This window comes from Chromobacterium paludis (assembly GCF_008275125.1).
Classification (GTDB): domain Bacteria; phylum Pseudomonadota; class Gammaproteobacteria; order Burkholderiales; family Chromobacteriaceae; genus Chromobacterium; species Chromobacterium paludis.
Genome location: NZ_CP043473.1, coordinates 2,727,995 through 2,746,531, shown reverse-complemented (window position 1 = coordinate 2,746,531; position 18,537 = coordinate 2,727,995). Strand labels below are relative to the sequence as shown.

Genomic DNA, 18,537 nt, shown 5'->3' with positions numbered 1-18,537 from the left:
TTTTTTTGCTTGAACGTTGAAGTTTGGGTCTTGCTTGATTGTCTGACAGTCATGGTGTTGCGTTTTTGCAGTTTTAACTGCGTCCATTCAGCATGGGAACAAATTTAACCGGATCGAGCTTGGATCTTTGCAAACCTTGCGCGGTTTTCTCCAATAGCCATAAATGTTGCTCATCCTCGCCCAGCGGCAGCACCATGCGTCCGCCGTCGGCGAGCTGGTCCACCAGGGCGGTGGGCACGCTGCGCGCGGCTGCGGTGACGATGATGCCGTCGAACGGCGCCGCCTCCGGCAGGCCGACATTGCCGTCGCCGTGCACCAGGCGGGCGTGCACTAGTTTGGCGGTGCGCAGATTGCGTCTTGCTTGGTCCAGTATCGTGGCGAGTCGTTCCATGGAGTAGACTTCCGCGCCGGTTTTCAGCAGCACGGCGGTCTGGTAGCCGCAACCGGTGCCAATCTCCAGGATCTTGCCCGGGGCGCGCCCCTGGATCAGCAGCTCCGTCATGCGCGCCACCGTCAGCGGCTGCGAGATGGTCTGACCATTTCCTATGGGCAGCGATACGTCATCGTAGGCCCGCGTGGCCAGGGCCTGGTCGACGAACAGATGGCGCGGCACCTCGTGCATGGCGGCCAGCACGCGCTCGTCCGCGATGCCGTGCTGGCGCAGCCGGTCTGTCATGCGCCGGCGCGTGCGCTCGGATAGCATGCCGTACGCTTGGCTGTTCTGTGTCAGCGGTGAAGCCATGTAGCAATCCTGTCCAATTGACCATAGGCCGTCAGATCCAGCATCAGCGGCGTGACGGACACCTGCTTCGCCGCGATGCAGCCGAAATCGGTGCCGGCGCCGGCATCCTGCACCGCACCGACCGGCCCTACCCAGTATATCGTCTCGCCGCGCGGATTCTGTGATTTGATCACGGCTTGAGCGGCATGGCGGCGGCCCAGCCGTGTGACCTGCATCTCGCCTATCTGCTCCAGCGGCGCATCCGGCACGTTGACGTTCAATAGCACCGGCTGCGCGAAAGGCTGCTCCAGGCAGCGTTCGATCAGCCGCTCCACCACGCGGCCGGCGCTGGCGAAATGCTTGCCGCTGTGGCCGGCCTGGGACACGGCGATGGACGGAATGCCCAGCATGAAGCCTTCGGTGGCGGCGGCCACGGTGCCGGAGTACAGCGTGTCGTCGCCCATATTGGGGCCATGGTTGATGCCGGTGAGGATCATATCCGGCTTGAAGTCCAGCAGGCCGGTCACCGCCAGGTGCACGCAGTCGGTGGGCGTGCCGTTGACATAGTAAAAGCCGTTGGCGGCTTGGCGCACCGTCAACGGACGGTCCAGCGTCAGCGAGTTGCTGGCGCCGCTGCGGTCGCGCTCCGGCGCCACCACCACCACCTCGCCGTAACGGCTTAGCGTTTGCGCCAGCATGGCCAGGCCGGGCGCGGCATAGCCGTCATCGTTGCTCAACAGAAACTTCATACTGTCTTTCCGTGTTCATCGCATGATTGTAGCGCCGCCATCATGACAGCGAATAGTGCCGCGAGGCTGGCGGAGGCCGTAAAAAAACCCGCGACGGGCGGGTTTCTCGGCCTGGCTCAGGCGTAGTAGCGTTTGCTGAACTCCAGCATGCGCTCGATGGGCACGCGCGCGGCGTCCATTTGTTCGGGCGTCAGGTAGTCGATTTCCAGGCCCTGGCCCTGCTGGGCGCGCTTTACCGCCTCGATGGTGTTCATCTTCATGTAAGGACAGGAATTGCATTGGCAGCCGGCGTAGATCGGCGCCTGGCGCAGGTCCAGGTCCGGGCGGGCCAGGCCCATGTTGTACAGGATGCCGTCCTCGGTGGCGACGAAGATCACCGCCTTCGGATCGCCCTGGTAGGCCTTGACCCAGTTGAGCATGCCGGAGGTGGAGCCGACGTAATCGGCCTTCTTCAGCACCGGCAGCGGGCTTTCCGGGTGGGCGATCAGGTATTTGTCGCCTGCGGCGGCGGCGAAGGCCTCGTCCAGCGCGGCCTCGTTGAACTTGTCGTGCACTTCGCACACGGCGGACCATAGCGGCATGTCGTAGCCGTACTGGTCGTTCAGGTAGCCGCCCATATTGCGGTCCGGCGAGAAGATGACCTTCTTACCTTCGGCGTACAGGTGGGCGATGATGTCGTCCACGTTGCGGCTGGTGACGATCCAGTCGGACACCGCCTTGTGCTCCGCGCTGGAGTTGATGTAGGACACGTGGACGTGGTCCGGGTAGCGCTTGCGCCATTGCGTCAGCTCGGCGACGTCGGTCTGGGTGACCAGCGAACAGGTGGAGCCGGCGTCCGGCAGGATCACCGTGGCTTCCGGGTTCAGGATTTTCGCGGTCTCCGCCATGAAGCGCACGCCGGCGAACACGATGATGTCGGCCTGGGCTTCCTTGGCGTACAGCGACAGCTCCAGGCTGTCGCCCACCTTGTCGGCCATCTGCTGGATTTCCGGCTGGGTGTAATAATGAGCGAGTGTGACGACGCGTTTCGTCATGATGGATCGGCTCCTGCGGGCCGGGCGCTAGCCCTGGCCGGTTGCATGCTGCGGCGCAAAAAACGTTTGTTGCGAAACTGTAAAGGTTAGCAATATTGTAAAGCCTGCGCTACTGGCAGAGTATGGGGCGGAAGGAATTTCACCGATGGGCGAGCCTGTTACCCATTTGTGTCCGGTTTGTCGGAGGTCAATATGACGTCCAGGTTTCATCTGCATGATGAGGGCGGCGCGGAGCCGGCGCATGACGACGGGCACGTCTCCAACCACCCGCATTTGCACCGCCACGGCGGCCCTGATGGCGCGGCCGGCCGCCGGCTGAGCAGCCGCGCGCTGTCCCGCGTGCTGGCGCTGACCTGCGCCTTCGCCGTGTTGGAGGCGCTGGGCGGTTGGTGGAGCGGTTCGCTGGCATTGTTGTCGGACGCCGGGCATATGCTGACCGACTCCCTGTCCCTGCTGCTGGCCTTGTGGGCCGCGCATATCGGCAGCAAACCTGCCACGGAGCGCCTGTCCTTCGGCCATGGCCGGGCCGAGGTGTTGGGCGCTTTGTTCAATAGCCTGCTCCTGTTCGCCTTGTCCGTGTTCATTGTGACGGAGGCCGTGTTGCGCCTGCGCAACCCGCATGCGGTGAACGGGGGCGGCGTGATGCTGATTGCCGTCGTCGGCTTGCTGGTGAACGTGCTGGCGGCCTGGCTGCTGAGCCAGGGCGCGCACTCCTTGAATAGCCGCGCCGCGCTGTGGCATGTGCTGGGCGATCTGTTCGGCTCGCTGGCGGCCATCGCCTCCGGCTTGGTGATTTATCTGACCGGCTGGCAGGCGGTCGACCCCTTGTTGTCCATGCTGGTGGCCTTACTGCTGCTGGTCGCGGCCTGGCGTTTGATCCGCCAGGCGCTGCTGGTGCTGATGGAGGGTGTGCCGGGGCATCTGGATTACAACCGCATCGGTTTGGCGCTGGCGGCCATTCCCGGCGTCGCCTCGGTGCATGACTTGCACGTCTGGACGATGTCGGCGGAGCGGGTGGCCTTGTCCGCCCATGTGCGCATCGCCGCGCCGCATGACTGGCCGCGCATCCTGGCCGCCTGCCAGCTGATGCTGTCGCGCGAATTTTGCATAGATCACGTAACCTTGCAGGCGGAGTGGCCGGCGCCGACGCCCGCAGGCAAGCCCGTACCGATAGATATCGTTTCCAAGGACAAGAACGCATGAGGCCGCACTATCTGACCCCGCTGTTTTCTCCACGCACCGTGGCCGTGGTCGGCGCCAGCGACCGTCCCGGCTCGATCGGCCAGGCGGTGTTCGCCAATCTGCTGGCTGGCTCCTTCCAGGGTAAGTTGTTTCCGGTCAACCTCAATCACAAAGTGGTGGGCGGTTTGCCGGCAGTGTCTTCCGTGCGGCAGATCGAGGAACCGCTGGATCTGGCCATTGTGGCCACCGCCATCCGCTCGCTGCCGGGCATCATCAAGGACTGCGGCAAGAAGGGCGTCAAAGCGGTGCTGCTGGCCAAGGAGTTTGCCGACAGCGAGCAGCTGGAGCAGGAGCTGATCAACGAGGCCTTGTCCATCGCGCGCCACTTCGGCATTCGGCTGCTCGGCCCCAATGTGCTGGGCCTGATGCGGCCGGTAGCCGGCTTCAATGCCAGCAATTACAACGGCAAGGTGAGGCCGGGCAATCTGGCGCTGGTGTCGGAGTCTTCGGCGCTGTGCGCGGCGATGCTGGACTGGGCGGACAGCAAGGAAATCGGTTTCTCCAGCGTGGTGTCGCTGGGGCGGGCGCTGGATGTCGGCTTCGGCGAAATTCTGGACTACCTGGTGGCGGACAACGCCACTCAGGGCATTTTGTTGCATGTGCACCACATTCACGACGCGCGCCGCTTCATGTCGGCGTTGCGCGCCGCCGCCCGCACCAAGCCGGTAGTGGTGATCAAGTCCGGCCGTTTCGAGAATGATGCCGAAGGCCGCACTCACGCCAGCAATCTGGTGGCCAGCGGCGACGTGTTCGACGCCGCGCTGGCGCGCGCCGGCGTGCTGCGGGTGTCGTCCATCGCCCAGCTGTTCACCGCCGCCAAGGTGCTGGCGGCCAACTACAGGGTGGGCGGCAAGCGGCTGGCCATCGTCACCAATGGTTTCGGTCCCGGCCTGCTGGCGGCGGATAGCGCCATAGACTACGGCGTGGAGTTGGCGCAGCTGGGCGAGGGCTCGATGAAGCTCTTGGACAGCGTGCTGCCGCGCAACTGGTCGCGCGCCAATCCGCTGGACATCATCGGCGACGCCAGTCCGATGCGCTTCCGCACCGCGGTCAAGGCCTGCGTCGACGATCCGGGCGTGGATGGCGTGATGGTGATCTTCACGCCGCAAGCCGGCACCGACCACCTGACCACGGCGCAGCTGATGATAGGCCTGCAGCGCGAGACGACCAAACCGCTGTTCCTGTCCTGGCTGGGCGACGCCAAGGTGTCGGAGAGCCGCGAACTGTTCTCCAAGGCCAAGTGCGCGCATTTCCGCGCGCCGGAATACGGCATCGAGGTGTTCCGCCACCTGGCAGCCTACCAGCACAACCAGCAGTTGCTGCTGCAAACGCCCGGTCCGCTGGAAGGCCCGCACAAGGCTCCGGATGTGGCGGCCGCGCGCAAAGTGCTGGAGGCGGCGCTGGCCGAGGGGCGGGAAATCCTGTCCGAGCGCGAGTCCAAGCAGGTGCTGGCGGCCTTTAATATCCCGGTCAATCCGACGACCCTGGCGCGCAATGCCGATGAAGCGGCGCGCCAGGCGGAGGCCATCGGCTACCCGGTGGTGCTGAAGATAGACTCGCCGGACATCATTTATAAGTCCGACGTGGGCGGCGTGGAGTTGAACATCAGCAACGAGGCCACGCTGCGCGCGGCTTTCGACGGCATTGTCAGCCGCACCCGGCAGGCCCGGCCCGATGCGCGCATCGACGGCGTGTCGGTGCAGCCCATGCGCAAGCGCCGCTTCGCGCGCGAGTTGATGGTGGGGGTGGCGCACGATGCCGGTTTCGGCCCGGTGATCACTTTCGGCGCCGGCGGCATCGCCGTGGAAGTGATGCATGACCTGGCGCTGGCGCTGCCGCCGCTGAATGACTACCTGGTAGACAATATGATAGGCCAGACCCGCATCGGCCAATTGCTGGGCGCCTTCAAGAACCTGCCGCCGGTGGATGGCGAGGAATTGCGCCACGTCTTGCTGCAGGTGTCGGAAATGGTGTGCGAGCTGCCGCAGATCCGCGAGCTGGACATCAATCCGCTGGTGGCGGACGAGAAGGGCGTGATTGCCCTGGACGCCCGCATCGTGGTGCAGTCGGCTCGGGCGGATCAAAAGCGCTATGGCCACATGGCCATCATGCCCTATCCCACGCATATGGTGATCTGCGCCAAGCTGCATGACGGCACGCCGGTGATGATACGGCCTGTCCGGCCGGAGGACGCCGACATGCAACAGGCTTTCGTGCGCAATCTGTCCGAGGAAAGCCGTTATAACCGCTATCTCTCCAGCATCAAACAATTGTCGCAAAGCATGCTGGTCCGCTTCACCCAGCTGGACTACGACCGCGAGATGGCGCTGGCCATGACGCGCGAAGGCGAGGCGGGCGAGGAGATGCTGGCGGTGGCGCGCTTCATCACCGATCCGGACAACGAAGCCTGCGAGTTCGCCTTGGAGGTGGCCGACCACTGGCAGGGCCGCGGCATCGGCAATCTGTTGATGCAGGCGCTGTTCGACGCGGCGCGCGAGCAGGGGCTGAAGCTGATGCGCGGCGAGGTGCTGGCCGGCAACAAGGGCATGCTGAAACTGATGCATAAACTGGGGTTTAGCGTCGAGGCGCACCCGGAAGACCGGGCGCTGACGCTGGTGCTCAAGCCCTTGTGAGCGACGCCCTCGACACAGTTTTACATTAAGCGCTTGCAAGATAAGGGAAATCTGCCCTAAAATCGTGGGCTTTTCTATATCCAGTTTTTTTCAAGGACAATCGACAATGGTAGTGATTCGTCTGGCTCGCGGCGGCGCCAAGAACCGTCCGTTCTACAACATCGTGGTGACCGATTCCCGCAACCGTCGTGACGGTCGCTTCATCGAGCGCGTTGGCTTCTACAACCCGGTAGCCAACGAGAAGCAAGAGCGCGTCCGCTTCACCATGGACCGTCTGAACTACTGGGTAGGCGTTGGCGCCCAGCTGTCCGACTCCGTTGCCAAGCTGCTGAAAGAGCAGAAGGTCGTAGCCGCTTAATCCGGCTCGCCAACTTCTAAGACGGATTTGGGCGCATGCGCGACGAAGATCTCGTAGTCATGGGCTTTGTGCGCGGCGCCTTCGGTATCAAGGGCTGGGTGAAAATCCATGCCGATACCGAATACGCTGACAGCCTGTTTGATTACCCCACCTGGTGGTTGGGCAAAAACGGCAGTTGGAAACCGTACGCATTCGAGAACGGCGCGGTCCAGCCCAAGGCCCTGGCGGCCAAGCTGGAAGGCGTCGAAGACCGCGACGCGGCCGAAGCCATGCGCGGCATGCAGATCGCCGTTCCGCGCAGCGAGCTGCCGGAAGCCGGCGACGGTGAATACTACTGGGCCGACTTGATCGGCCTGGCTGTGGTCAACCAGCAGGGCGAGGCGCTGGGCACGGTGGACAACCTGCTCGAAACCGGCGCCAACGACGTGCTGGTGGTGAAGGCCGCCGACGGCCAGCAACGACTGATCCCCTTCGTCGGGCAGTACGTGCTGGAAGTAGTCAAGGCCGAGGGACGCATTCTGGTGGACTGGGGTCTGGATTACTGATGCAGATCGACGCGGTGACGCTGTTCCCGGAGATGTTCGACTCGATCGCCCGCTTTGGCGTCAGCCAGCGGGCGCTTGACTTGGGCTTGTGGCATTTTCATGCCTGGAACCCGCGCGACTTCACCCACGACAACTATCGTCGGGTGGACGATCGGCCCTATGGCGGCGGTCCCGGCATGGTGATGCAGATCGAGCCGCTGGAAAAGGCGCTAGCTGCCGCGCGCGCGCGCCAGCGCGCAGCCGGCGTGGAGCGCAGCCACGTGGTCTACCTGTCGCCGCAAGGCGCGCGTCTGAGCCACGCCAAGGCGGAGGAGCTGTCGCAACGGCCAGGCTTGATCCTGCTGTGCGGCCGCTACGAAGGCATAGACGAGCGGCTGATCGCCACCGAGGTCGACGAGGAAATCTCCATCGGCGACTATGTGCTGTCCGGCGGCGAGCTGGCGGCGATGGTGGTGACGGATGCCGTGGTACGGCTGTTGCCGGGCGCGCTCAACGATGCGCAATCGGCGTACGAAGACTCATTTGTGGACGGTCTGTTGGACTGCCCGCACTATACCCGACCCGAAGAGTACCGGGGCATGCGGGTGCCGGACGTGCTGTTGTCCGGTAATCATGCCCTGATCGCCAAATGGCGGCTCAAGCAGTCGCTGGGGCGCACGTGGCAACGTCGTCCCGAGCTGCTGCAAGACCGCGTTTTGACAAAACAGGAATCTCGGCTGCTGGCGGAGTACCAGCAGGAACAAGATATCCAGAACAAATCGGAGTAATCCATGAATCTGATTCAAAAACTCGAGCAAGAAGAAATCGCGCGCCTGGGCAAGACCCTGCCGGAATTCGCCCCGGGCGACACCGTAGTGGTGCAAGTAAAGGTTAAGGAAGGCAACCGCGAGCGTCTGCAGGCTTACGAAGGCGTGGTAATCGCCAAGCGTAACCGCGGCCTGAACAGCGCTTTCACCGTGCGCAAGATGTCCGCCGGCGAAGGCGTTGAGCGTACCTTCCAAACCTACTCCCCGCTGGTGGCTTCCGTTGAAGTGAAGCGCCGCGGCGACGTGCGTCGCGCCAAGCTGTACTATCTGCGCGGCCGCACCGGCAAGTCCGCACGCATCAAGGAAAAGCTGCCGGCTCGCAAGCAGGGTTAATCCTGTCGGCGACCGCCGCTATCATCAAAGCGCAAGGCCTGGCCTTGCGCTTTTTTCGTTTTGGAAACGCGAATGGATTTCTTAACCGTGATCGCCGCGCCGTTCGGCCGGCTGGGCATGGCTTGCCGCGATGGCGAGCTGGTCGAACTGCGATTTCTGGCGGCGGGCGCGGCGCTGCGTGCGCCCGCTCCGGGCAGCCTGGAGGCGGAGGTGGCGCGGCAGCTGGACGCCTATTACGCCGATCCTCGTCATGTCTTTACCGTGCCTTATCGCTTGCATGGCACAGCCTACCAGCAGCGAGTCTGGGCGCGGATCGCGGCCATTCCCTGTGGCGAGACGCGGCGTTATCTGGACTTGTCTAACGTGCTAGCCTCTTCGCCGCGTGCGGTGGGCGGCGCTTGCGGGCGCAATCCCATTCCCATCATCATTCCCTGTCACCGCGTGGTGGCCAGCGCCGGCTTGGGCGGTTTCAGCCAGTCCACCGGCGACGAAACCTTGGATATCAAACGATGGCTGTTGCGGCATGAGCTCGGCTAAGGACAGCATCGACGCCTTCCTCGACCAGCTGTGGCTGGAGGACGGCCTGTCGCAGAATACTCTGGCCGCCTATCGGCGCGACTTGTCCAAGCTCGCGGCCAGGTTGGAAGAAGAGGGGGCATCCCTGGAGACGGCCGCGCCCGCCGATCTTGAGCGGGCGCTGCTGGCCGGCGTGGCCAGCGAGAAGCCGGCTACCCGCGCGCGGCTGACCTCGGCCTTGCGCCGCTATTACCAGCATCTGACGCGCAGCGGCGAGCGCCAGGATGATCCCTGCGCGCGGCTGGCCAGTCCCAAGCCAGGACTGCGCCTGCCCAAATCCTTGTCCGAGGTGGACGTGGAGGCGCTGCTGGCCGCGCCGGACATCGCCACGCCGTTGGGCCTGCGCGACCGCGCGATGCTGGAAACGCTGTACGCCAGCGGCCTACGGGTGTCCGAGCTGGTGGGCTTGACGCTGCAGCAGCTGAACCTGCTGGATGGCGTGGTGAAGACGATAGGCAAGGGCAGCAAGGAGCGGCTGGTGCCGTTGGGCGAGATTGCCCAGGACTGGCTGCTGCGCTATCTGAGGGAGGCGCGGCCGTTGCTGCTGGCCGGCCATCCCTGCGACGCGGTGTTCGTCACCCAGCGCAAAGCCGGCATGACGCGGCAGATGGCCTGGCATCTGATCTCGCAGTACGCCGCGCGCCAGGGCCTGGCCAAGGTCAGCCCGCACGTGCTGCGCCACGCCTTCGCCACCCATCTGGTCAACCATGGGGCTGACCTGCGCGTGGTGCAGCTGCTGCTAGGCCATGCCGACATCTCCACGACTCAGATCTATACCCACGTCGCGCGCGAACGCTTGAAGCAGCTGCATGCGCGGCATCATCCGCGCGGATAAGATGACTTTCAATTACACCTTGTGAGAAGGATGCATATAAAGATCATCAAGGTTTTTTTCTTCTCATTTCTATCTGGTAAGTAACACCGTCTTTTTCATGTTTGATCAGGCGTAATGGTGGATAGCCATCCTTCTCCAGTCCGTCATAAATTTCTTTGCGAATAAGACGAACTTGACTGCCTGTGTATCCCATACGCTGTAAGGGATGATAGGGAGCGTTATAAGTTGTTCCATCCATGGTGGCGAAGTATCGAAGGGGGTGACGTTTTGTAGTCATAATTTCTCATATGAAAAAACGCCCGCTGGCGCGGGCGTTTGGATGGGCGTGCGGGCATTACACCGGTTCGGGGGCCAGTGCGTCCTGATCGAACTTCAGTTCCACCTTGTCGTTGACCACCGTCACCGTGACCTCGCCGCCGGCCACCAGGCGGCCGAACAGCAGCTCGTCCGCCAGCGCCTTGCGCAGCGTGTCCTGGATCAGGCGCGCCATCGGGCGGGCGCCCATCAGCGGGTCGAAGCCGTTCTTGGCCAGGTAGCGGCGCAGTTCGTCGGTGAAGTGGATGTCCACATGCTTTTCCGACAACTGCTGCTCCAGCTGCATCAGGAACTTGTCCACCACCTGCAGAATGATCTGCTCGTCCAGCATGCCGAACGGGATGGTGGCATCCAGGCGGTTGCGGAACTCGGGGCTGAACATCTTCTTGATGTCGGCCATTTCGTCGCCGGCGACCTTGGTCTGGGTGAAGCCCAGCGAAGGCTTGGACAGCGATTCGGCGCCCGCGTTGGTGGTCATGATCAGCACCACGTTGCGGAAGTCCGCCTTGCGGCCGTTGTTGTCGGTCAGCGTGCCATGGTCCATCACCTGCAGCAGCACATTGAAGATGTCCGGATGCGCCTTCTCGATCTCGTCCAGCAACAGCACCGCATACGGATGCTTGTTGATGGCTTCCGTCAACTGGCCACCCTGTTCGAAGCCGACATAGCCCGGAGGCGCGCCGATCAGGCGCGACACCGCGTGGCGCTCCATATACTCCGACATGTCGAAGCGGATCAGCTCGACGCCGAGGATGTAGGCCAGCTGGCGCGCCAGCTCGGTCTTGCCGACGCCGGTGGGGCCGGAGAACAGGAAGGAGCCGATGGGCTTCTGCGGGTTGCCCAGGCCGGAGCGCGTCATCTTGATGGCGCTGGCCAAACCCTCGATCGCCTTCTCTTGGCCGAACACCACGTTCTTCAGATCGCGCTCCAGGTTTTTCAGCACGTTCTTGTCGTCGCTGGAGACCGTCTTGGGCGGAATGCGGGCGATCTTGGCGACGATCTCTTCGATCTCCGACTTGTTGATCAACTTCTTCTGCTTGGACTTGGGCAGGATCTTCTGCGCCGCGCCGGCTTCGTCGATCACGTCGATGGCCTTGTCCGGCAGATGGCGGTCATTGATGTAGCGCGCCGACAGCTCCGCCGCGGTGGACAGCGCCGACTGCGTGTACTTGACGCCGTGGTGGGCCTCGAAGCGGGATTTCAGCCCCTTCAGGATCTCCACCGTCTGCTCGACCGTAGGCTCGCTGACGTCGATCTTCTGGAAACGGCGAGACAGCGCGTTGTCCTTCTCGAAGATGCCGCGGTACTCGCTGTACGTCGTCGCGCCGATGCAGCGCAGGCTGCCGTTGGACAGGGCGGGCTTGAGCAGGTTGGACGCGTCCAGGGTGCCGCCGGAGGCCGCGCCGGCGCCGATCAGCGTATGGATCTCGTCGATGAACAGGATCGCATTGGTGTCCTCGGTCAGCTGCTTGATCACCGCTTTCAGGCGCTGCTCGAAGTCGCCGCGGTACTTGGTGCCGGCCAGCAGGGCGCCCATGTCCAGCGCGTAAACGGTGGATTTGGACAGGATTTCCGGCACTTCTCCGCCCACGATGCGATGGGCCAGGCCTTCCGCGATGGCGGTTTTGCCGACACCGGCCTCGCCGACCAGCAAGGGGTTGTTCTTGCGGCGGCGGCACAGGATCTGCACCGTGCGCTCCAACTCGTGGGCGCGGCCGATCAGCGGGTCAATCTTGCCGTCGCGCGCCATCTGGTTCAGGTTCTGGGTGTAGTTTTCCAGTGCCCCGCCCGGACCTGTGGCCTGTTCCTCGCCTTCCGCATCGCTATTGCTGTTGTCGCGCGGCTCCTGCGGCGGCTGTTGCGAGCGCTGCTTGGTGATGCCGTGCGAGATGAAGTTGACGACGTCCAGCCGCGAAATGCCTTGCTGGTGCAGGTAGTACACTGCGTGCGAATCCTTCTCGCCAAAAATGGCGACCAGGATGTTGGCGCCGGACACTTCCTTCTTGCCCGACGACTGCACGTGCAGGATGGCGCGTTGGATCACGCGCTGGAATCCAAGCGTGGGCTGGGTTTCGACTTCGGTTTCGCCGGGCACGGTGGGGGTGTGCTCGTCTATGAAGTCGGTCAGCTGCTTTTTCAGTTGGTCGATATTCGCCCCGCAGGCTCGCAATACTTCTGCGGCCGACGGATTGTCGGTCATCGCGAGCAGCAGATGCTCCACGCTGATGAACTCGTGGCGCTTGCGCCGTGCGTCCATGAACGCCATGTGCAGGCTTACTTCAAGCTCCTGGGCAATCATCAGTTTTCCTCCATTACGCACTGGAGCGGATGCTGGTGCGCTTTCGCATATTGCAACACCTGCTCGACCTTTGTTGCAGCCACGTCTTTGGTATAAACGCCACACACGCCGTGACCTTGCGTGTGGACTTGCAGCATGATTTGAGTGGCTTTCTCTCGGTTCATGTGGAAGAACTGCTGGAGAACCTGTACCACGAAGTCCATCGGGGTAAAATCATCGTTCAATAACAACACCTTATACATCGGGGGAGGGTTTTCCCTAACCCGTGACGCCTCAAGCTGGGCATCGTCTTTGACCGAGGTGGACATGTCGACTTTCATGGAAACGGTGCCTCACTTCAATTTTGGTTCCTCGGGACTTTTTTTCAAGGGGGGGCAACAGATGGCAATCACTTGACGGCGCCGCCGGGGATGCGTAGAAATGCAGCTGGTGCTTGGCTTAACTGTTTGGCATTTTGCGTTACAGCAATGCAGGCAGACTCTATTAAGCTCTAAGTTGGTCGGCTTCACCAGCCTTTTTTTGCAAGGAAGTTAAATGGCATTTGGTACCGTGAAGTGGTTCAATGACGCAAAAGGCTTCGGCTTTATTACCCCGGACGAAGGTGGCGAGGATCTGTTCGCTCACTTCTCGGCCATCAACATGCAAGGCTTCAAGACTCTGAAAGAGGGTCAACGTGTAAGCTTTGAAGTGGTGTCCGGCCCGAAGGGCAAGCAAGCGTCCAATATCCAGAGCGCCGGCGCTTAAGGCGTCGTTCTGGAGCGGTCCCGCCGGGTGGTGGGCCGACGAGTCGTATTCCAAAAAACCCGCTTAGCGCGGGTTTTTCATTTTCAGCCGCGCGCGTTGTAAGCCTCGCGCGTCAGCACGAAGACCCGCGATGGCGGATTGGACGGAAGGTCCGGCAATTGGCCGATGGGCTGAAAGCCCTGCTTTTCCAGCACCCGGATGGACGCCAGATTGGCCGGGCGCACCAGGCCGTAGACGGCCGGCGCTTGTAGCCGTTCAAAGGCGCAGCGCAGGGCGGCGCCAGCGGTTTCACTGGCATAGCCGATGCCCCAGGCCGCAGTGGCGAAGCGGTAGCCCAAGTTCAGCCTCAGCTCGCCGCCGTAATCCCGCTTGGCGATGCCGCCGAAGCCTATGACCTGTTCCGGCGCCTCAAGGCGGGCGACCGCCCACTGTCCGTAGCCGTCCTCGCGCCAGCCGCGCAGCCAGGCTGCCAGCCTGGCTTCTGCGTATGCCTGCGTAGGGTAGGGGCCATTCGGGTTGTAAAGATTGGTGGCAGGGTCGCCGTAGATGTCGAACAAGGCCTGGGCGTCCTCGGCCTTGACTGCCCGCAATAGCAGCCGCTTGGTTTCCAGATAGTGCATGGTGCCTGCTCCTTGAAATGGAATGCCATTGTCAAGGCGGCTTAGTTATCATGGAAGACGCTATCTAAAGATTTTTGTTATGGGTTTTTGATATGTCTATTTCGCTGGATGACTTGCAGCTGCTGCTGGATGCGGCGGAGCTGGGCAGCTTCAGCCAGGCAGCGGCGCGCCGAGGCTGGAGCCAACCCCAGGTCAGCGCGCGCATGGCTCAGTTAGAGGCGGAGCTGGGGGTGAGCTTGTTTCATCGTCACCGGCGTGGCGCGGAAGCGACAGCTGCATGCCTGTCCTTTTTGCCGGCGGCGCGCGCGGCCCTGAACGCTTATGCCGATGGGCGCCAGACCCTGGTATTGGGCGACGGTTTGCCGCAGGTAAGGCTGGCCACGCTGCCCTCGCTCGCCGGGGTGGTTTTTGGTCCGCTGGCGAGCCGCCTGGCCGAAGCGCCGCTGGAGTTGCGATGCGATACCGACCATTCGCCGCAGATCCTGCAGAAATTGCTGGCTGGCGAAGCGGATATCGGTTTCATGCTGGAGCGCCCGACCATGGCGGGCATGGAACAGGAAGTGTTGTGCCAGTCGCCGGTGGTGGCGGTGGCCGCCGCTACGCATCCGCTGGCCGGAGAGGGCGAGCTGTCCTTGTCGCAACTTGCCGCTTACCCGTTGGCGCCGCAGCGTTGGGGCGATGCCGTCGATGACTTGCTCAGGCGTTTGCGGCCGCTGCGCCGCACTGCCCGTCCCATCCATGTGTTGCAGCCGGCGACGGCGGTGCGCGATCTGGCCTTATGGCATGGTTATGTGGGTTTTGTCCCCAGACTGTCGGTATGGCAGGAGTTGGAACAGGGGTTGCTGACCGAACTGAGCCTGGCGGAACCCGAGTTGGGGCAGTGGCGGGTGACGATGGCCTGGCGCGGGGGCAAACGCCCGCTCCAGGCCAGGGACGCCGTGCTGCAGGCCGCGCGGGAGATGGCGCGGGTCTGGGGCTGAGCCAAGGCTTGTACGGGGCGGGCTTTGACATCCGCGCAATCATCGCCTCGCCGAAGGCGAAGCCGCCTATCTCCTGCGCGCCGTTCATCGAGCGGGCGAAGTCGTCGGTGACGATCGCGGGCCCCCTGCCGGCCACTGCCCGCCAGCGCAAGTGGCGCAGCGTCATTTCGGCCGACGGGATCCGCGAGCCGGGAGTGATTTTGCTGCTGCCTGGCGGGGCCGGGATAGGAGATGCGCGCATGTCTTCCGCCGGGGTGACATGAGCCGCGCCGGGCGCGGACGGATCATGCGGCGACTATCCTCCCAATCCGGATTGCGCGGGCGCTTATGAAAAAAGCCTCCGGTTTGAGCCGGAGGCTTGCTGACGCATGCGAGGCTGGTTTAAGCCAGCACGGCGGCGATGGCGGCATTGAAGGTGGCGCTGGGGCGCATCACCGCGCTGCACTTGGCGGCGTCCGGCAGATAGTAGCCGCCGATGTCGGCCGGCTTGCCCTGCACGGCCTTCAATTCAGCCAGGATGGTTTGCTCGTTGTCGGCCAGCTGCTTGGCGATGGGCGCGAAGCGGGCTTGCAGCTCCTTGTCCTCGGTTTGCTCGGCCAGCGCCTGCGCCCAGTACATGGACAGGTAGTACTGGCTGCCGCGGTTGTCCAGCTCGCCGGTGCGGCGCGACGGGGACTTGTTCTCGTCCAGCAGCTTGCCGGTGGCCAGGTCCAGCGTCTTGGCCAGGATCTTGGCCTTGGCGTTGCCGGTTTTGATGCCCAGGTCCTCCAACGACACCGCCAGCGCCAGGAACTCGCCCAGGCTGTCCCAGCGCAGGTGGTTCTCTTCCAGCAGTTGTTGCACGTGCTTGGGCGCGGAGCCGCCGGCGCCGGTTTCGTACATGCCGCCGCCGGCCATCAGCGGCACGATGGACAGCATCTTGGCCGAGGTGCCCAGTTCCATGATGGGGAACAGGTCGGTCAGGTAGTCGCGCAGGATGTTGCCGGTGACGGAGATGGTGTCCAGGCCGCGGGCCACGCGCTCCAGGGTGTAACGCATCGCGCGCACCTGGGACATGATGTGGATGTCCAGGCCGTTGGTGTCGTAGTCCTTCAGGTAGGTTTGCACCTTCTTGATCAGCTCATTCTCATGCGGACGGTACGGGTCCAGCCAGAACACGGCCGGCATGCCGGAGTTGCGGGCGCGGGTCACGGCCAGCTTGACCCAGTCGCGGATCGGAGCGTCCTTGACCTGGCACATGCGCCAGATGTCGCCTTGCTCGACATTCTGCGACAGCAGCACTTCGCCGGTGGCCAGATCGACGATGTTGGCGACGCCGTCTTCCTGGATCTCAAAGGTCTTGTCGTGCGAGCCGTATTCTTCCGCCTTCTGCGCCATCAGGCCGACGTTGGGCACGGTGCCCATGGTGCGCGGATCGAAGTTGCCGTGCCATTTGCAGAAGTTGATCATCTCCTGGTAAATGCGGGCAAAGGTCGATTCCGGCATCACGGCCTTGGCGTCGTACGGCTTGCCGTCGGCGCCCCACATCTTGCCGCCGGCGCGGATCATGGCCGGCATGGAGGCGTCGACGATGATGTCGTTGGGCGAGTGGAAATTGGTGATGCCCTTGGCGGAGTCCACCATGGCCAGGCGCGGACGGTGCTCCTGGCAGGCGTGCAGGTCGCGGATGATTTCTTCGCGCTTGGAGGCCGGCAGGGTTTCGATCTTCTCGTACAGCGTGGCCATGCCGTTGTTGACGTTGATGCCCAGTTCGTCGAACAGCTTGCCGTGTTTCTCGAACGCGTCCTTGTAGTAGATCTTGACGCAGTGGCCGAACACGATGGGGTGGGACACCTTCATCATGGTGGCCTTCACGTGCAAGGAAAACAGAATGCCGGCTTCGCGGCAGTCTTCCATTTCACGCTCGTAGAAGTCGCACAGCGCCTTCTTGCTCATGAACATGGAGTCGATGATTTCGCCGGCCTGCAGCGCCACCTTGGGTTTCAGCACGATGGTCTGGCCGCTCTTGGTCACCAGTTCCATCTTCACGTCGCGGGCCTTGTCCAGCGTCATCGACTTTTCGCCGTGGTAGAAGTCGCCATGGTGCATGTGGGAGACGTGGGTCTGCGACCACTGTTTCCATTCGCCCATCGAGTGCGGGTGCTTCTTGGCGTAGTTCTTCACCGCCAGCGGCGCGCGGCGGTCGGAGTTGCCTTCGCGTAGCACCGGGTTCACGGCGGAGCCCAGGCACTTGGCGTAGCGGTCCTTGATCGCTTTTTCTGCGTCGTTGGCCGGGTTTTCCGGGTAGTCCGGAATGGCGTAGCCCTTGGCCTGCAATTCCTTGACGCACGCCATCAGCTGGGCCACGGAGGCGCTGATATTGGGCAGCTTGATGATGTTGGCGTCCGGCTGCAGCGTCAGTTTGCCCAGCTCGGCCAGGGTGTTGGGGACTTTCTGTTCGTCGTTCAGGTAGTCAGGGAATTCGGCCAGCACGCGGGCGGCCACGGAGATGTCGGCGGTGTCGACCTCAATGCCGGCGGATGCCGCGAAGGCCTGGACGATGGGCAGGAAAGAGCTGGTGGCCAGCGCAGGCGCTTCGTCGGTGAGGGTGTAGATGATTTTCGATTGTTCTGCTGGCATTACTCTATCTCCATGTTGATCTTGTGACGACAGAACGATTGCGCGAAGAGTTCTGGGCTCGGACGGCATTGTTGCAGCCTGCCGGAGCGCGCGGCCGGCCGGACGCGGGCGTCCAGCGGCTCTTGGGCAATTTTCAAAAGCGAATTATACCCCTTCTCATCGTTTTGGTAGGCGACGCAACTGAAACTTTTATGCCTGATAACTGGGCGGTTGGCGTTCGGATGCGAATAAAACGATTGTTTGAATGCTGCGCAGCAGCAATCGACCCCCGCGGATGCGCGATTGCGATCACGGCGAGGCTCAGCCTTGCTATCATTCGCCTAATTCATTTCGCCGTGTTTGCCGCATGTCCAAGCTGATTCTGCTCAACAAGCCTTATGGTGTGATCTGCCAGTTTTCCGACCATCCCACGCATCCGACGCTGAAGTCCTGCGTGCCTTTGCCCGGCGTCTATCCGGCCGGCCGGCTCGACACCGATAGCGAGGGGCTGCTGCTGTTGACCGGGGACGGCGCGTTGCAGCACCGCATCGCCGATCCGCGCTGGAAGCTGCCCAAGACCTACTGGGTGCAGGTGGAGGGCGAGCCGAAAGAGGAACAGCTGGAAATGCTGCGCCGCGGCGTGGACCTGGGCGATTTCGTCACCCGGCCGGCCCAGGTAAGGCGCATAGCCACGCCGGAACTGTGGCCGCGCAATCCGCCAGTGCGCTTTCGCAAGACGGTGCCGGACGGCTGGCTGGAAATCATCATCAGCGAAGGCAAGAACCGCCAGGTGCGCCGCATGACGGCCAAGGCCGGGCTGCCGACGCTGCGTCTGGTGCGGGTAGCCATCGGCCCGTGGCGGCTGGATGGCTTGCCGCCGGGCGAGACGCGCGAGCTGGACGTGCGGCTGGAGGATTTGCCGAGGCTGCCGCAGGGCGGGCGCGGTCCGGGAGGCGGCGCGCCAAGGAGCCATACCGCGCCGTCGGTCAAGGGAACGCCGCCCGCCTTCCGTTTCGCGCGCGGCAACAAGAAGTCCTGAGCGTCTGCCGGCCTCGCCCGGTGGGCGGCCCTGGCGCGCAGGCCGATTCGTTTTCGTGTCCTCTTTAATGGCGGCGGAAAAGCAAGGCGGGGAAGCCTAGGCTTCCCCGC

General features: G+C 63.1%; 20 protein-coding genes. 12 read left to right on the top strand and 8 right to left on the bottom strand.

Annotation, left to right across the window (positions count from 1 at the left end; genetic code table 11):
• Nucleotides 1-73: 73 nt before the first annotated feature.
• The 3 genes from FYK34_RS12870 to nadA all read right to left on the bottom strand — a co-directional run bounded on the left by FYK34_RS12870 (nucleotide 74) and on the right by nadA (nucleotide 2,504).
• On the bottom strand, nucleotides 74-742 hold the full coding sequence (locus FYK34_RS12870) for a protein-L-isoaspartate(D-aspartate) O-methyltransferase (RefSeq protein ID WP_149297043.1): 669 nt from the start codon (nucleotides 740-742) through the stop codon (nucleotides 74-76).
• Nucleotides 727-1,470 carry a 5'/3'-nucleotidase SurE gene (surE, locus tag FYK34_RS12865; RefSeq protein WP_149297042.1) on the bottom strand — a complete coding sequence of 248 codons (744 nt, stop codon included), beginning with the start codon at nucleotides 1,468-1,470 and terminating at the stop codon, nucleotides 727-729. The genes FYK34_RS12870 and surE overlap by 16 nt, the downstream gene beginning before the upstream one ends.
• A gap of 116 nt (nucleotides 1,471-1,586) precedes the next feature.
• Nucleotides 1,587-2,504 carry a quinolinate synthase NadA gene (gene nadA, locus FYK34_RS12860; protein WP_149297040.1) on the bottom strand — a complete coding sequence of 306 codons (918 nt, stop codon included), beginning with the start codon at nucleotides 2,502-2,504 and terminating at the stop codon, nucleotides 1,587-1,589.
• A 192-nt stretch (nucleotides 2,505-2,696) separates the two neighbouring features.
• Between nadA and FYK34_RS12855 the strand changes: the two genes are divergently transcribed.
• The 8 genes from FYK34_RS12855 to xerD all read left to right on the top strand — a co-directional run bounded on the left by FYK34_RS12855 (nucleotide 2,697) and on the right by xerD (nucleotide 9,832).
• Entirely contained in the window at nucleotides 2,697-3,707 is a 1,011-nt protein-coding gene (locus FYK34_RS12855; protein WP_149297038.1) for a cation diffusion facilitator family transporter, read from the top strand.
• Nucleotides 3,704-6,379, top strand: coding sequence for a bifunctional acetate--CoA ligase family protein/GNAT family N-acetyltransferase (locus FYK34_RS12850; protein ID WP_149297036.1), 2,676 nt, complete (start codon nucleotides 3,704-3,706; stop codon nucleotides 6,377-6,379). Before FYK34_RS12855 ends, FYK34_RS12850 begins: the two co-directional genes overlap by 4 nt.
• Before the next feature lie 106 nt (nucleotides 6,380-6,485).
• Nucleotides 6,486-6,737, top strand: a complete 252-nt coding sequence (rpsP, locus tag FYK34_RS12845; protein WP_011137222.1) for a 30S ribosomal protein S16 — start codon at nucleotides 6,486-6,488, stop codon at nucleotides 6,735-6,737.
• Nucleotides 6,738-6,772: 35 nt separating this feature from the next.
• Nucleotides 6,773-7,282, top strand: a complete 510-nt coding sequence (gene rimM / locus FYK34_RS12840; RefSeq protein WP_149297034.1) for a ribosome maturation factor RimM — start codon at nucleotides 6,773-6,775, stop codon at nucleotides 7,280-7,282.
• A complete protein-coding gene (gene trmD / locus FYK34_RS12835) occupies nucleotides 7,282-8,049 on the top strand; it encodes a tRNA (guanosine(37)-N1)-methyltransferase TrmD (RefSeq protein ID WP_149297032.1) in 768 nt (255 codons plus the stop codon). The genes rimM and trmD overlap by 1 nt, the downstream gene beginning before the upstream one ends.
• 3 nt (nucleotides 8,050-8,052) lie before the next feature.
• On the top strand, nucleotides 8,053-8,421 hold the full coding sequence (rplS, locus tag FYK34_RS12830) for a 50S ribosomal protein L19 (RefSeq protein ID WP_149297030.1): 369 nt from the start codon (nucleotides 8,053-8,055) through the stop codon (nucleotides 8,419-8,421).
• Nucleotides 8,422-8,493: 72 nt separating this feature from the next.
• A complete protein-coding gene (locus FYK34_RS12825; protein ID WP_149297028.1) occupies nucleotides 8,494-8,958 on the top strand; it encodes a methylated-DNA--[protein]-cysteine S-methyltransferase in 465 nt (154 codons plus the stop codon).
• Nucleotides 8,945-9,832: a site-specific tyrosine recombinase XerD gene (gene xerD / locus FYK34_RS12820; protein WP_149297027.1), complete on the top strand. Its 888-nt coding sequence runs from the start codon at nucleotides 8,945-8,947 to the stop codon at nucleotides 9,830-9,832. Before FYK34_RS12825 ends, xerD begins: the two co-directional genes overlap by 14 nt.
• A gap of 46 nt (nucleotides 9,833-9,878) precedes the next feature.
• Here the strand turns inward: xerD and FYK34_RS12815 are convergent, their stop codons facing one another.
• Genes FYK34_RS12815 through clpS form a run of 3 tightly spaced genes read right to left on the bottom strand, consistent with a single transcriptional unit; the run spans nucleotide 9,879 to nucleotide 12,754 of the window.
• Nucleotides 9,879-10,109, bottom strand: coding sequence for a hypothetical protein (locus FYK34_RS12815; RefSeq protein ID WP_149297025.1), 231 nt, complete (start codon nucleotides 10,107-10,109; stop codon nucleotides 9,879-9,881).
• A 57-nt stretch (nucleotides 10,110-10,166) separates the two neighbouring features.
• On the bottom strand, nucleotides 10,167-12,446 hold the full coding sequence (gene clpA / locus FYK34_RS12810) for an ATP-dependent Clp protease ATP-binding subunit ClpA (RefSeq protein WP_149297024.1): 2,280 nt from the start codon (nucleotides 12,444-12,446) through the stop codon (nucleotides 10,167-10,169).
• Complete coding sequence (gene clpS / locus FYK34_RS12805) at nucleotides 12,446-12,754, bottom strand: ATP-dependent Clp protease adapter ClpS (protein ID WP_043624381.1); 309 nt, start codon at nucleotides 12,752-12,754, stop codon at nucleotides 12,446-12,448. Before clpS ends, clpA begins: the two co-directional genes overlap by 1 nt.
• A 226-nt stretch (nucleotides 12,755-12,980) precedes the next feature.
• Here clpS and FYK34_RS12800 point away from each other — a divergent pair, with 226 nt between their 5' ends.
• A complete protein-coding gene (locus tag FYK34_RS12800; protein ID WP_149297022.1) occupies nucleotides 12,981-13,190 on the top strand; it encodes a cold-shock protein in 210 nt (69 codons plus the stop codon).
• A gap of 83 nt (nucleotides 13,191-13,273) precedes the next feature.
• On the opposite strand, the gene FYK34_RS12795 is transcribed toward FYK34_RS12800, so the two are convergent.
• The gene (locus FYK34_RS12795; RefSeq protein ID WP_149297020.1) at nucleotides 13,274-13,810 is read right to left on the bottom strand and encodes a GNAT family N-acetyltransferase; all 537 of its coding nucleotides are present in this window, start codon (nucleotides 13,808-13,810) and stop codon (nucleotides 13,274-13,276) included.
• A gap of 92 nt (nucleotides 13,811-13,902) precedes the next feature.
• Between FYK34_RS12795 and FYK34_RS12790 the strand changes: the two genes are divergently transcribed.
• Both FYK34_RS12790 and FYK34_RS12785 read left to right on the top strand, forming a co-directional pair.
• Nucleotides 13,903-14,790 carry a LysR family transcriptional regulator gene (locus FYK34_RS12790; RefSeq protein WP_149297019.1) on the top strand — a complete coding sequence of 296 codons (888 nt, stop codon included), beginning with the start codon at nucleotides 13,903-13,905 and terminating at the stop codon, nucleotides 14,788-14,790.
• 8 nt (nucleotides 14,791-14,798) lie between these two features.
• Complete coding sequence (locus tag FYK34_RS12785) at nucleotides 14,799-15,053, top strand: hypothetical protein (RefSeq protein ID WP_149297017.1); 255 nt, start codon at nucleotides 14,799-14,801, stop codon at nucleotides 15,051-15,053.
• 118 nt (nucleotides 15,054-15,171) lie between these two features.
• Here FYK34_RS12785 and FYK34_RS12780 read toward each other — a convergent pair whose 3' ends face one another.
• Complete coding sequence (locus tag FYK34_RS12780; RefSeq protein ID WP_149297015.1) at nucleotides 15,172-17,409, bottom strand: NADP-dependent isocitrate dehydrogenase; 2,238 nt, start codon at nucleotides 17,407-17,409, stop codon at nucleotides 15,172-15,174.
• 346 nt (nucleotides 17,410-17,755) lie between these two features.
• Between FYK34_RS12780 and FYK34_RS12775 the strand changes: the two genes are divergently transcribed.
• Complete coding sequence (locus FYK34_RS12775; RefSeq protein WP_149297013.1) at nucleotides 17,756-18,427, top strand: pseudouridine synthase; 672 nt, start codon at nucleotides 17,756-17,758, stop codon at nucleotides 18,425-18,427.
• Nucleotides 18,428-18,537 lie beyond the last annotated feature (110 nt).

Bases quoted from the DNA above. Each gene is read 5' to 3' on its own strand.
- FYK34_RS12870 (WP_149297043.1), bottom strand. From the start codon at position 742: ATGGCTTCACCGCTGACACAGAACAGCCAAGCGTACGGCATGCTATCC.
- surE (WP_149297042.1), bottom strand. From the start codon at position 1,470: ATGAAGTTTCTGTTGAGCAACGATGACGGCTATGCCGCGCCCGGCCTG.
- nadA (WP_149297040.1), bottom strand. From the start codon at position 2,504: ATGACGAAACGCGTCGTCACACTCGCTCATTATTACACCCAGCCGGAA.
- FYK34_RS12855 (WP_149297038.1), top strand. From the start codon at position 2,697: ATGACGTCCAGGTTTCATCTGCATGATGAGGGCGGCGCGGAGCCGGCG.
- FYK34_RS12850 (WP_149297036.1), top strand. From the start codon at position 3,704: ATGAGGCCGCACTATCTGACCCCGCTGTTTTCTCCACGCACCGTGGCC.
- rpsP (WP_011137222.1), top strand. From the start codon at position 6,486: ATGGTAGTGATTCGTCTGGCTCGCGGCGGCGCCAAGAACCGTCCGTTC.
- rimM (WP_149297034.1), top strand. From the start codon at position 6,773: ATGCGCGACGAAGATCTCGTAGTCATGGGCTTTGTGCGCGGCGCCTTC.
- trmD (WP_149297032.1), top strand. From the start codon at position 7,282: ATGCAGATCGACGCGGTGACGCTGTTCCCGGAGATGTTCGACTCGATC.
- rplS (WP_149297030.1), top strand. From the start codon at position 8,053: ATGAATCTGATTCAAAAACTCGAGCAAGAAGAAATCGCGCGCCTGGGC.
- FYK34_RS12825 (WP_149297028.1), top strand. From the start codon at position 8,494: ATGGATTTCTTAACCGTGATCGCCGCGCCGTTCGGCCGGCTGGGCATG.
- xerD (WP_149297027.1), top strand. From the start codon at position 8,945: ATGAGCTCGGCTAAGGACAGCATCGACGCCTTCCTCGACCAGCTGTGG.
- FYK34_RS12815 (WP_149297025.1), bottom strand. From the start codon at position 10,109: ATGACTACAAAACGTCACCCCCTTCGATACTTCGCCACCATGGATGGA.
- clpA (WP_149297024.1), bottom strand. From the start codon at position 12,446: ATGATTGCCCAGGAGCTTGAAGTAAGCCTGCACATGGCGTTCATGGAC.
- clpS (WP_043624381.1), bottom strand. From the start codon at position 12,754: ATGTCCACCTCGGTCAAAGACGATGCCCAGCTTGAGGCGTCACGGGTT.
- FYK34_RS12800 (WP_149297022.1), top strand. From the start codon at position 12,981: ATGGCATTTGGTACCGTGAAGTGGTTCAATGACGCAAAAGGCTTCGGC.
- FYK34_RS12795 (WP_149297020.1), bottom strand. From the start codon at position 13,810: ATGCACTATCTGGAAACCAAGCGGCTGCTATTGCGGGCAGTCAAGGCC.
- FYK34_RS12790 (WP_149297019.1), top strand. From the start codon at position 13,903: ATGTCTATTTCGCTGGATGACTTGCAGCTGCTGCTGGATGCGGCGGAG.
- FYK34_RS12780 (WP_149297015.1), bottom strand. From the start codon at position 17,409: ATGCCAGCAGAACAATCGAAAATCATCTACACCCTCACCGACGAAGCG.
- FYK34_RS12775 (WP_149297013.1), top strand. From the start codon at position 17,756: ATGTCCAAGCTGATTCTGCTCAACAAGCCTTATGGTGTGATCTGCCAG.